Here is an 11,847-nt window from a genome sequence, read left to right on the forward strand (position 1 = left end):
TGCCGGAGCGCAATTGAGCCAAAGCGAGAGCTTGGCTGTGCGCCGGGCAGGCGTTTCACTGAAACGAGCGACACATCGACATGGTGGGCCCCAGGGTTCTGGCGCGGGACGCGGGCTGAGTTGCCGGCACTATCGTTCTTTTTATCGAACGCGTCAAGCCGAATGCTGACAAAATAGGTCGGCTTTCCGCGCGGGGGAATGCCCCGGCGGTCGCCGTCCACTGTCCTGCGTGGCGGATCAGGCCGGCCGGGCCTCGATGGTGAGGTGCATCACCTCGTCCACCGGCGCCAGCCGCTGGCGGATGGTTGGGGCATCTGCGCCGGCGACGCTGATGATGGCGGCGCGGGCCTGCGGCCCCACCCGCCACACGTGGAGATCGAGCAGGGTGGCGTCGCCCGGCCCCTCGACGGCGGCGCGGATCTCCTGCGCCACGTGGTCGTCGGTGCTGTCCAGCAGCACGGCGGCGGTGTCGCGCATCAGCGTCCAGGACCAGCGGCCGATGACCACGCCGCCGACGATGCCCATCAGGGGATCACACCACACCCAACCCAGATAGCGCCCGGCCACCAAGGCGATGATGGCGAGGACCGAGGTCAGGGCATCGGCCAGCACATGGAAATAGGCCGAGCGCAGGTTGTTGTCCTCATCATGGGCGGCATCGTGTTCGTGATGGTGCGCCGCGTGGTGCCCTTCATGATGGTGGTCATGGTGATGATGGCCGTGGTGATGGTGGCCATGGTGCCCGCCGGAGAGGAGCAGGGCGCTGACGAGGTTCACGCCAAGGCCGATGACGGCAACGATGATGGCATCGCCGAACGCCACATCCACCGGCGCCAGCAGGCGGCCGACGGATTCCACCGCGATGCCGACCGCCACCAGCCCCAGCACCAGAGCGGAAGCGAAGCCGGCGAGATCACCGATTTTGCCGGTGCCGAACGAGAAGCGCGGATCCTCCGCATGGCGCCGGGCATAGACATAAGCGAGGGCAGCGACGCCCAGCGCGCCGGCATGGGTGGCCATGTGGAAGCCGTCGGCCAGCAGCGCCATGGAGCCGGTGAGCACGCCGGCGATGATCTCGCCCACCATCATCACCGCGGTGAGCGCCACCACCCACACGGTGCGCCGCGTGTTCTCCGCATGGTTCGCACCGAGAAAAACGTGGCTGTGAGCCGAGGCCGAGGCGGGCGCCGGGGACGGAGACTGTGACATGATCTGTTGTCCTCCTGAACTCCGCCGGCTGGGTGTGTCCCGGCTTGGGCTTCTCACTTGGCGTAGCGCCGCATCACCGCCGCCAGCTCGTCCGCGCCCTGGGCCCGCTCGGTGTCGGAAAGGCCGGGGCGGGCCACGTGCTCGCGCAGGTGAGCTTCGAAAATCTCGTCCATGAGGCCGTTCACCGCGCCGCGCACGCCGGCCACCTGGTGCAGCACATCGGCGCATTCGGCGCCCGACGAGAGGGCCCGGGCGATGGCCTCCATCTGCCCGGAGATCCGCTTCACGCGCATCAGCAGGGCGGCATTGTCCTTGGGGTCGCGGGTATGTGCCATGGGATAGGGGGGTATCCTATTTCCACGACCGGAGCAAGCGCCGCCGGCTGCGGTGTCGGTGCACGCTTGGGTCCGCCGTAGCCTTTGTCGCGCGGTATTTTGGTGTGGCCTCCAGTGCATTTATATAGCAATGTATTGACATTTATGGACGCTGGCGATAGCGTCCAAATTATAACAATAGATTGCTATAAATTGGCGTGACGCGGGGTGTCTCCGGTGGCGCGCCGCAGGTGGAGGAGGCAGGGAGGTCATGGCGTTTCAGGCAATGCCGCAGGCGGAAGGGTGGGGGCTTTCGGCCGATCAGGTCGGCTTTCGCGACACCACCCGGCGGTTCGCCGCCGAGGTGCTCGCGCCAGGCTACCGGGCCCGGGAGAAGGCCGGTGAAGTGCCGCTGGAGCTGCGCCGGCAGATGGGGGCGCTGGGCCTGATCGGGGTGGAGTTTCCCGCCGAATTCGGCGGCCTCGGCGCCGATCACGTCACCGCCGGCGTGGTGCTGGAAGCCATCGCCGAAGGGGATTTCAACGTCGGCTATATCCAGCTGCTGTCCTCGCTCTGCGGCGCCATCGTCGCCCGCCACGCGGCGCCGGAGATCGCCGCCGAAGTGCTGCCACAGGTGGTGGCCGGCGAGGCGCTGATCGCCCTGGCGCTCACCGAGCCGCAGGGCGGCTCCGACGCTGCCGCCCTGGCGCTCAAGGCAACCCGCGATGGCGACGCCTATGTGCTGGATGGCGAGAAGACCTCCATTTCCATGGCCGACCAGGCCCAATGGGCGGTGGTGTTCGCCCGCACCGGAACGCCCGCCGAGCGGGCCCATGGGGTCTCCGCTTTCCTGGTGGACATGGGCGCGCCCGGCATCAGCCGCACCCGGTTCAATGATTTGGGCGAACATGCCATCGGCCGCGGCTCCATCTTCTTCGACCGCGTACGGGTGCCGGCCAGCCATCGCCTGGGGGCGGAAGGCTCGGGCTTCGTGCAGGTGATGCAGGGCTTCGACTTCTCGCGTGCCCTCATCGGCCTGCAATGCCTCGCGGTGGCGCGGGTCTCGCTGGCGGAGACCTGGGCCTATGTGAAGGAGCGCAAGACCTTCGGCAAGCCGCTGGCGGACAATCAGGGCGTCACCTTCCCGCTCGCCGAGGCGGAAACCATGGTCGAGGCGGCGCGGGGCCTGTGCTACCGCACGCTGGCCGCCAAGGATGCCGGCGTGCCTCACACCAAGGAGGCCGCCATGTGCAAATGGTGGGCCCCCAAGCTCGCCTTCGAGGTGGTGCAGACCTGCCTGCTGCTGCACGGCCATGCGGGCTATTCCACCGAGTTGCCCTTCGAGCAGCGCCTGCGCGACGTGCTGGGCCTGCAGATCGGCGATGGCACCGCGCAGATCATGAAGATGATCATCGCCCGCGAGGCCCTGAAGGCGGTCGCGGCCTGAGCGGAAGACGGCACCAAGCCGCACCGGAGGAAACCACCCCATGCTGAACAGCTCGAAGAGGGCGACCCCATGAGTTTCGATCTGCTGCCGGCGACCCGCCGAGCCGCCATGACCGTGGCAGGCTGGTGGCGGGACGAGACCCTGCTCGACCATTTCCGCCGCCATCGTGCCGCCACCCCCGACAAGCTGGCGCTGGTGGCCACCCGCACCGAGGTCGGCGGCAGCACGCGCCTCACTTATGCGGAGCTCGATGCGCTGTCCGATCGGCTGGCGGTGGGCCTCATGCGCCACGGGGTGGGGGAGGGGGACGTGGTGTCGTTCCAGCTGCCCAATTGGTGGCAGTTCACAGCGCTCCACCTCGCCTGCCTGAAGCTCGGCGCCATCTCCAACCCCCTGATGGTGATCTTCCGCGAGCGGGAACTCGGCTTCATGCTGGGGCTCGCCGAGACCAAGGTGTTCGTGGTGCCGGCGAAGTTCCGCAATGTGGACCACGCGGCGCTGGCGGCGGCGGTGCGGCCCAGCCTGCCGCGGCTCGCCCATGTGGCGGTGGTGGATGGTGCCGGCGCCGAGGCCTTCGACGCCCTGCTGGTGACGGACATCACCCCGGCCGAACAGGCCGCTCTGGTGGCGAACCGGCTCGCGCCTGATGCGGTCATCGAGCTGCTCTACACCTCCGGCACCACCGGCGAGCCCAAGGGGGTGACCCACACCTCCAACACCATGCTTTCCAATCTGCTGCCGTTCGCCGAACGGCTGCATCTCGGCGCCGCCGACGTGGTGCACATGCCCTCGCCCATGGCCCACCAATTGGGCTTCATGTATGGCCTGGTGCTGCCGCTGATGCTGGGCGCGACGGCGGTGCTGCAGGATATTTTCGTCGCTGAGACCATGGCCCGGCAGATCACCGGCGAGGGCGCCACCTTCACCATGGGGGCGACGCCGTTCCTGAACGATCTGGCCGATTTTTGCCTCGCCACCGATACCCGCACGCCCTCCCTCAAGGTGTTCGTCTCGGCCGGCGCGCCGATCCCGCGGCCGCTGGTGGCCAAGGCGCGCGAGGCCCTCGGCGCCGCCATCATCTCAGCTTGGGGCATGTCGGAGAATGGCGCGGTCACCACCGCCCGCATCGAGGATCCCGAGGAGAAGGTGACGGGAACCGATGGCTGCCCGCTGCCCGGCATGGACGTGCGGGTGGTGGACCTGTCGGGGCAGCCGGTGCCCGCCGGCGAAGAGGGCATGCTGCAGGTGCGCGGCTGCTCCAATTTCATTGGCTATCTGAAGCGCCCGGGCCTTGCCCAGGTGGATCGGGACGGCTGGTTCGACACCGGCGACATCGCCCGCATGGATGTCGATGGCTACATCCGCATCGCGGGCCGCTCCAAGGACATCATCATTCGCGGCGGTGAGAACATCCCGGTGGTGGAGGTGGAGAACCTCCTGTTCAAGCATCCGGCGGTCTCGGCGGTGGCCATCGTCGGCTATCCCGATGCACGGCTGGGGGAACGGGCCTGCGCCTTCGTGATCCCGCGGGCGGGGCAGAGCCTCAGCTTCGAGGAGATGGTGGCCTATCTGAAGACGCAGAAGATGGCCATGCAATATATCCCCGAGCGGCTGGAGGTGGTGGATGTTCTGCCTCAGACTCCTTCAGGGAAAATCCAGAAATTCCGGCTGCGCGAGATGGCACGAAGCGCCGCATCGGCGTGAAAGCCGAACAGCACGTAGTCAAAGAAATCCGTGATTTAAGGGAGAGACGTCGTGAGCTACGAGGATATTCTATACGAGGTGCGCCAGGAAGGCGTCGCCCGCATCACCATCAACCGCCCGGACAAGTACAATGCCTTTCGCGGCCAGACCGTGGAAGAGCTCATCCTCGCCTTCCAGACCGCCGGCTGGGATCGGTCCATCAGCGTGATCGTGCTCACCGGCGCCGGGGACAAGGCCTTCTGCACGGGAGGCGACCAGAGCGCCCATGATGGCCAGTATGACGGGCGCGGCACCATCGGCCTGCCCATCGACGAACTGCAGAGCCTGATCCGCGATGTGCCCAAGCCCGTCATCGCCCGGGTGAACGGCTTCGCCATCGGCGGCGGCAATGTGCTCGCCACCATCTGCGATCTCACCATCGCGTCCGAGAAGGCCCAGCTGGGGCAGGTGGGGCCGAAGGTCGGTTCGGTGGATCCGGGCTTCGGCACCGCTTATCTCGCCCGCGTGGTGGGAGAGAAAAAGGCGCGGGAGATCTGGTATCTGAACAAGCGCTACACCGCCCAGGAGGCCCTCGCCATGGGGCTGGTCAATGCGGTGGTGCCCCATGAGGAACTCGATGCGGAGGTGGACCGCTGGTGCGCCGAGCTGCTGGAGCGCAGCCCCACCGCCATCGCCCTCGCCAAGCGCTCGTTCAATGCGGATACGGAGAGCATCCGCGGCATCTCCTCCCTGGGGATGGCGGCGCTCAGCCTCTATTACGACACCGACGAATCCAAGGAAGGCGGCATTGCCTTCCGCGAGAAGCGCAAGCCCGATTTCCGCCGCCACGTGGTGAAGCCGAAAGGCTGATCCGGCGGTCCCGGCCAGCCGGGCGGCACACGAGAGCGCTGCCCGGCCCCTTCAAGTCTCACACCGCGTTGAGGCCGCCTTTCAGGCGATCGAGCAGATGAACCAGCTGCACCTGCTCGTTTTCGGTCAGCGGCGCCAGGGCCCGGCCATAGAAGGTCTCGATGGGACCGCGCATGGCCAGCCAGGCATCGTTGCCATCGTCGGTCAGGCGGATCAGGCGGCTGCGGCCGTCCTCCGGATCCTTGATGCGCTCGACCCAGGAGCGCGCCTCCAGGCGATCCAGCACCGCGGTGAGGTTCTGCCGGCTGAGCAGCAGGAACTCGATGAGCTCCTTCACGCTCATGCCCTTGATGCGGACGAGGGGGCGGGCCAGCGCACCCAGCACCGCCCACTGCTGGGTGGTCGCCCCGAAATCACCCATGTACCGGGTGCCGTTCTTATGCAGCAGGTTGGAGCACTGATAGAGCCGGAAGAACAGCCGGTTGGCCACCTCGAACCGCTCGGCCTCGTAGGACTGCTGGTGGTGCGGAATCTCGCCGGGCGGAATGGCGGGCGGGGACATGGTGTTCAGGGCTCCTGGATGAATGGTGCAGTCATGCTGTCTAATTATATCAATATATTGATATAATCAAGGGTGCCGCTCCAGGGGGCACCGCCGGGTCCCGCCGTCCGCTGCGTCTGCCGTCCCAGTAACATTCAAGACATGTGAGGATCGACGTGAACGACTTTACCGACAAGACCATCGTCATCACCGGCGGGGGCGGCGGCATCGGCGGCGCCACCGCGCGTCGCTTCGCGGCCCAGGGCGGGCGCGTCGCGGTGTGCGATCGCGACCCGGAAGCCGCCGCCCGCGTGGCGCAGGAGATCACCGCGGCCGGTGGCATTGCGCGTGCCTATGGGTGCGACATCACCGACCGCGCCAGCGTCGAGCGGGCCATGGCGGCCGTCGAGGCGGACCTCGGTCCCATCGCGGTGCTCGTCAATAACGCCGGCTGGGATGTATTCAAGCCCTTCCTGCAGACCTCCCCCGAAGATTGGCAGCGGCTGATCACCATCAACCTGGTGGGGGCGCTTCACATGCACCATGTGGTGCTGCCGCTGATGGTGGCCCGCAAGGCCGGCCGCGTGGTGAACATCGCGTCGGATGCGGCGCGCGTCGGCTCCAGCGGCGAGGCGGTCTATGCCGCCTGCAAGGCCGGCCTGGTGGCGCTCTCCAAGACCCTGGCCCGCGAGCACGCCCGTGATGGCATCACCTTCAACGTGGTGTGCCCGGGGCCGACGCAGACCGCCTTGTTCGAGGACTATAAGAAGGGCGCAGGCAATGCGGACAAGCTGGCGGAGGCGTTCCGCCGCTCCATCCCGCTCGGCCGCATCGGTGAGCCCGAGGATCTGCCGGGCGCGATCACCTTCTTCGCCTCGGATGCGGCCGGTTATATCACCGGCCAGGTGCTGTCGGTGTCCGGCGGCCTGAGCATGGTGGGATGAGCAATAGCGCGCGCCGCACCGCGCGGCGCGCGTCTGGAACACGCATCTGGAATCCCGCGCCGGGTCTCAGCACCCGGCGTCGTCGGCTCCACCGCGTGACGGCGGCAGCCAGGGCGCCGGCGCGCCACCGGGCGGCATGTCGAGCAGGGGATCGGGCGCAGGCGCGTGATAGGACACGCGCAGGCCATGCTCTGGAATGTCGCGGATGACCCAGATGCCCCCATCGGCATGCTGGATGCGCAGGGTATCTTGCGTTTCGGTGGCCACCTGGCCCCACTCCAGGTCGAGGGCGAGGCCTCGCCAGATCATCCGAAATCCCGACACGTGCCACGCTCCCTTTGCGCCGGCTCCCCACGGGCGCAGTCAAGCACCATCACCGGCGGGGCGAAACCCCGGAACACTGCGGACGGGCGATACCGGGGCGCCCGGCGGGTTCACGCACTTGTAACTGATCGGCTCACTTATGGTATTGCGCATAATGATAACGCACGTTATCAAAGCGCCACGACAGCGGAGCCGCAAGGCCCGCGCAGAGAATTGCCAGCATGAGCAGGCCGGAACCCGCCGAGGCGCCGCACAGCGACATCCTCACCCTGGTCCACGAAGTAGCGCACCTGATGCGGGTGCGCTTCGATCAATATGCGCGTCAGCACGACATGACGCGGGCCCAGTGGGTCATCCTGATCCGCCTGCAGCGGTCTCCGGGACTGACCCAGAAGGAGCTCGCGGTTCTGCTGGAAGTGGAACCCATGACCGTGGCGCGCCTGGTGGACCGTCTGGAGGCCAGTGGCCACGTGCAGCGCCGCCCCGACCCCGATGACCGGCGGGTGTGGCGGCTGCACCTGACGGACGCCGCCCTGCCGCTGCTCGACGAGATCGACGCGGCGCGGCGGGAGATGTGGGGCGTGCTGGTGGGCGATCGGGTGGCGCCGGAGGCGTTGGCACAGGTGGAAGATACCCTGCGGTTGATGAAGGCCAATCTGTGCAGCGAGGCTCGCACCTGTGTGGCGAAGGCCGCCGCGGAAACCCAGAAAGACCCTTCCGATGCTTGACCGTGCGAAAGCCGAACCGGGCGCGGCCCCTTCCGCGCCCATGGATGACACGAACGTGGTTCATGCGGCGGTGGCCGATGCCCCGCAGCTGCCATCGCCCCGGCGGCGTAGCCTGCGGGTGCCGCTGATGGCCGGCGGCGTTCTCGTGGTGGTGCTGGGCGCTGGCGTCGCCTGGTTCACCGGCGGCCGCTACGTCTCTACGGATGACGCTTACGTGCGGGCCGCCAAGCTCATGGTTTCCACCGACGTTTCCGGTCTCGTGACTGAGGTGGACGTGCACGAGGGGCAGGCGGTGACAAAGGGCGAGGTGCTGTTCCGCGTCGATCCGCGGGCGTTCCAGATTGCCCTCGACAATGCCAAGGCCAACCTGGAAGAGATCGCCCTCGGCATCCGCGCCATGAAGGCGGACTACCAGCGGATGCTGAGCGACATCGCCGCCCAGGAGAATATCGTCGCCAATGACCAGGCGACGTTCGACCGTTATGACGTGCTGGTGAAGGCCAACACGGCCATCTCCAAGGCCACCTTCGATCAGGGGCGCTTCGCCCTGGCCGCCGACGAGCGCAAGCTCGATGGCCTGCGCCATCAGGCCGAGGTGCAGCTCGCCAAGCTCGGCGGCAATGCCGAGGTGGTGGTGGAGCAGCATCCGCAATATCTGCAGGCCAAGGCTGTGGTGGACGAGGCGCAGCGCCAGCTGGACCACACCACCGTGCGCGCGCCCTTCTCCGGCATCGCCACCGCGGTGGATACGCTGCAGCCCGGTCTCTATCTGGTGGCCCAGACCGCCGCCCTCACCAACCAGGGCGCCGTGGGGCTCGTCTCCACCGATGACGTGTGGATCGACGCCAACATCAAGGAAACGGACCTCACCCATGTGAAGGCCGGTGATCCGGTGAACGTGACGGTGGACGCCTATCCCGGCACCGTGTGGCACGGAGTGGTGGACAGCATTTCGCCCGCCTCCGGCTCCGAATTCTCCATTCTCCCGGCCCAGAACGCCTCGGGAAACTGGGTCAAGGTGGTGCAGCGGATTCCCGTGCGCATCAAGGTCGACCGCAAGCCCGGTGACCCGCGCCTGCGCGCCGGCATGAGCGTTGTGGTCGACATCGATACGGGCCACGCCCGCAAGCTCGCCGAGCTGTTCTGACGTCCCCTCCATTCCGGCCCCGCGCGGGCGGGAATGGACCCTGCCAGGTGGGCGCGGGCGCCCCGACCTCCAAGTCCGCGCCCACCTGCTTTTTCTCGGGTTTCCACACGGCTGAATCGGACGCCGTGCGCCTTGCTAAGGCTTGAGCCATGTCACGACCGCACATCGGTGCGCTTTCCGGCTCCGCACCGGCCAGCGAGAGCAACCTCACCTTGAACCGGATGCTGGTGACGGTGTGCGCCATGCTGGCGACGCTGATGCAGGCGCTCGATTCCACCATCGCCAACGTGGCGCTGCCCTATATGCAGGGCTCGCTGTCCGCCACGTCCGACCAGATTACCTGGGTGCTTACCTCCTATATCGTCGCGGCCGCCATCATGACGGCGCCAGTGGGCTGGCTGACCGCCCGGTTCGGCCGCAAGTCGGTGTTCGTGGTGAGCCTGGTGGGCTTCACCGTGGCGTCCATGCTATGCGGCGTTGCGCAATCCCTGACGCAGATGGTCGCGTTCCGGCTGCTGCAGGGGGTGTTCGGCGCCGCCCTGGTGCCGCTGTCGCAAGCCACCATGCTGGATCTCTATCCCGCCGAGCAGCGCGGCCAGGCCATGGCGGTGTGGGGCATGGGCGTGATGCTGGGGCCCATCCTCGGCCCCACCCTCGGCGGTTGGCTGACGGATGCCTATGACTGGCGCTGGGTGTTCTTCGTGAACCTGCCGTTCGGTGTGGTCGCCACTTTGGGTCTCCTGTTCCTGCTGTCCGACAGCAAGAAAGACTCCACCCTGAAGTTCGACTGGATCGGCTTTGCCGCGCTCAGTCTCGGCATCGGCGCGCTGCAGATGATGCTGGATCGCGGCGAGCAGAAGGATTGGTTTTCCTCCACCGAGATCCTGACTGAGACGGTGCTGGCGGGGCTCGGTTTCTACCTGTTCGTGGTGCACATGCTCACGGCGCGCAAGCCGTTCATCACGCCGGCCATCTTCCGCGATCGCAATCTGGTGTCGGGCCTCGTGGTGATGTTCGCGGTGGGCTCGGTGCTGCTGGCCACCTCGGCGCTGCTGGCACCCTATCTGCAGCGGCTTGGCGGCTATCCGGTGGCGACCGCGGGCCTGCTGATGGCGCCGCGCGGGTTCGGCACCATGCTGGCCATGCTGGTGGCGGGCCGTCTCATCTCCCGGATGGATCCACGCATCATCATGTTCGTGGGGCTGATGGCCATCGCCTGGTCGCTCAATGCCATGACCGGCTGGACCCCGGCGGTGACGCGGTTCGAGCTCATCACCAACAGCCTGGTGCAGGGGGCGGGGCTCGGCCTGGTGTTCACGCCGCTGTCGGTGCTCACCTTCGCCACCCTGGCGCCGGAGATGCGGGCGGAGGGCACGGCCCTGTTCAGCCTGTCGCGCAACATCGGCTCGGCCATCGGCATTTCCGTGACCTCGTTCCTGCTGTCGCAGAACACCCAAATCATGCATGCGGAACTGGCGAGCTTCATCACGCCGTTCAACCACATGATCCAGTCGGGCGGCGCCTACCAATATTGGAACACGGTGACGCCTTCGACCCTTGCGGTGCTGAACGGAGAGATCACCCGGCAGGCCTCGGTCATCGCCTATGTGGACGATTTCAAGTTCATGATGCTGGTGACCCTGCCCACCGCATTCCTGCTGCTGCTCATGCGCCGGCCCAAGGCGGCGGGTGCCGCGCAGGAGGAGGCTGCGGTCATCGACTGACGTGTCGCCGCCCACGAAACCGCGGCGAGGCGCGCTTCGCATTCATTGTCCGCGCCGCCCTAATGGCGCCGCGTTCGCCGGCTGGTGTCGGGGCGCCTGCCGCTGCGGCGGGTGCAGTTGATCGAGAGGCTCATGATGCCATTTCCCGTCCGCGCCGCTCTGGCGTTCGCCGTGCTCAGCCTGTCCGCGCCGGCGGCAGTCGCCGCCACCATCACGGTGGTGGGGGAAGCCAGGGTGGCGGCAGAACCCGATTCCGCCCTCGTCAGTTCCGGCGTGGTCACCCAGGGCAAGACCGCGGCGGATGCGCTGGCGGCCAATTCGAAGGCGGTGTCAGCGCTGATCGAGGCGCTCAAGGGGGCGGGCGTTGCCCCGCGCGACCTCGCCACCTCCAATTTCTCGCTGCAGCCGCAATACGCCATGCCGCAGCCCAATTCCCGCGAGGCGCCCCGGCTGGTGGGCTTCGAGGTCACCAACAGCGTGCGGGTGAAGGTGGCGCAGCTGGACCAGCTGGGGAAGCTCCTCGACCAGATGGTGCAGGCGGGTGCCAACCAGACTTCCGGCCTGGTCTTCACCTTGTCCGGTCGGGCGCAGCTGGAACAGCAAGCGCGCACCGCCGCCGTCAAGGACGCCATGGCCCAAGCGGAGGCGGTCGCCGCCGCGGCGGGGCTCAAGCTGGTGCGAATCGTCTCGGTGACGCCGGAAAGCAACAGCTCGGTGCCCATGCTGCGCGCGCCCATGATGATGAAGGCCGAGGCGGCGCGGATGGCGGTGCCGGTGGAAGCCGGCGAGGTGGAAGTGCAGGCCCGCGCCACGCTGGTCTATGACGCGGAACCGCGGTGAGCGCCGCATCGGGCTTTTCTAAAGGGACGGCTGTGTTATTGCAGCAGTATTGAAGGTCTCCTCCGGCGTCCGCGTC

At 67.2% G+C, this 11,847-nt stretch carries 12 protein-coding genes; 8 read left to right on the plus strand and 4 right to left on the minus strand.

Annotation, left to right across the window (positions count from 1 at the left end; genetic code table 11):
• Nucleotides 1-237: 237 nt before the first annotated feature.
• Together dmeF and ACU4E7_RS16695 are read right to left on the minus strand one after the other, a co-directional pair.
• Nucleotides 238-1,209 (minus strand): CDF family Co(II)/Ni(II) efflux transporter DmeF, encoded by a 972-nt coding sequence (dmeF, locus tag ACU4E7_RS16690; RefSeq protein ID WP_447019525.1) that lies wholly within the window; start codon nucleotides 1,207-1,209, stop codon nucleotides 238-240.
• A 53-nt stretch (nucleotides 1,210-1,262) separates the two neighbouring features.
• Nucleotides 1,263-1,544 (minus strand): metal/formaldehyde-sensitive transcriptional repressor, encoded by a 282-nt coding sequence (locus tag ACU4E7_RS16695; protein WP_238122819.1) that lies wholly within the window; start codon nucleotides 1,542-1,544, stop codon nucleotides 1,263-1,265.
• 250 nt (nucleotides 1,545-1,794) lie between these two features.
• On the opposite strand from ACU4E7_RS16695, the gene aliB reads away from it, so the two are divergent.
• From aliB to badI, 3 genes are all read left to right on the plus strand, one after another.
• Nucleotides 1,795-2,970 carry a cyclohexanecarboxyl-CoA dehydrogenase gene (gene aliB / locus ACU4E7_RS16700; RefSeq protein WP_447019526.1) on the plus strand — a complete coding sequence of 392 codons (1,176 nt, stop codon included), beginning with the start codon at nucleotides 1,795-1,797 and terminating at the stop codon, nucleotides 2,968-2,970.
• A gap of 69 nt (nucleotides 2,971-3,039) precedes the next feature.
• A complete protein-coding gene (locus tag ACU4E7_RS16705; protein ID WP_447019527.1) occupies nucleotides 3,040-4,674 on the plus strand; it encodes an AMP-binding protein in 1,635 nt (544 codons plus the stop codon).
• A gap of 51 nt (nucleotides 4,675-4,725) precedes the next feature.
• A complete protein-coding gene (badI, locus tag ACU4E7_RS16710; RefSeq protein WP_447019528.1) occupies nucleotides 4,726-5,523 on the plus strand; it encodes a 2-ketocyclohexanecarboxyl-CoA hydrolase in 798 nt (265 codons plus the stop codon).
• 58 nt (nucleotides 5,524-5,581) lie between these two features.
• On the opposite strand, the gene ACU4E7_RS16715 is transcribed toward badI, so the two are convergent.
• Nucleotides 5,582-6,085, minus strand: a complete 504-nt coding sequence (locus ACU4E7_RS16715) for a MarR family winged helix-turn-helix transcriptional regulator (RefSeq protein ID WP_238122815.1) — start codon at nucleotides 6,083-6,085, stop codon at nucleotides 5,582-5,584.
• Nucleotides 6,086-6,240: 155 nt separating this feature from the next.
• Here ACU4E7_RS16715 and ACU4E7_RS16720 point away from each other — a divergent pair, with 155 nt between their 5' ends.
• Entirely contained in the window at nucleotides 6,241-7,008 is a 768-nt protein-coding gene (locus ACU4E7_RS16720) for a glucose 1-dehydrogenase (protein WP_447019529.1), read from the plus strand.
• Between the two features lie 66 nt (nucleotides 7,009-7,074).
• On the opposite strand, the gene ACU4E7_RS16725 is transcribed toward ACU4E7_RS16720, so the two are convergent.
• Complete coding sequence (locus tag ACU4E7_RS16725; protein ID WP_238122813.1) at nucleotides 7,075-7,317, minus strand: hypothetical protein; 243 nt, start codon at nucleotides 7,315-7,317, stop codon at nucleotides 7,075-7,077.
• A 236-nt stretch (nucleotides 7,318-7,553) separates the two neighbouring features.
• On the opposite strand from ACU4E7_RS16725, the gene ACU4E7_RS16730 reads away from it, so the two are divergent.
• The 4 genes from ACU4E7_RS16730 (at nucleotide 7,554) to ACU4E7_RS16745 (ending at nucleotide 11,771) form a co-directional block, all read left to right on the plus strand.
• Entirely contained in the window at nucleotides 7,554-8,060 is a 507-nt protein-coding gene (locus ACU4E7_RS16730) for a MarR family winged helix-turn-helix transcriptional regulator (RefSeq protein ID WP_447019530.1), read from the plus strand.
• A 40-nt stretch (nucleotides 8,061-8,100) separates the two neighbouring features.
• The gene (locus ACU4E7_RS16735) at nucleotides 8,101-9,207 is read left to right on the plus strand and encodes an HlyD family secretion protein (protein ID WP_447019531.1); all 1,107 of its coding nucleotides are present in this window, start codon (nucleotides 8,101-8,103) and stop codon (nucleotides 9,205-9,207) included.
• A gap of 221 nt (nucleotides 9,208-9,428) precedes the next feature.
• Nucleotides 9,429-10,931 (plus strand): DHA2 family efflux MFS transporter permease subunit, encoded by a 1,503-nt coding sequence (locus ACU4E7_RS16740; protein WP_238122852.1) that lies wholly within the window; start codon nucleotides 9,429-9,431, stop codon nucleotides 10,929-10,931.
• Nucleotides 10,932-11,063: 132 nt separating this feature from the next.
• Nucleotides 11,064-11,771 (plus strand): SIMPL domain-containing protein, encoded by a 708-nt coding sequence (locus tag ACU4E7_RS16745; protein ID WP_447019532.1) that lies wholly within the window; start codon nucleotides 11,064-11,066, stop codon nucleotides 11,769-11,771.
• Nucleotides 11,772-11,847 lie beyond the last annotated feature (76 nt).

This window comes from Xanthobacter sp. ZOL 2024, from assembly GCF_052932325.1.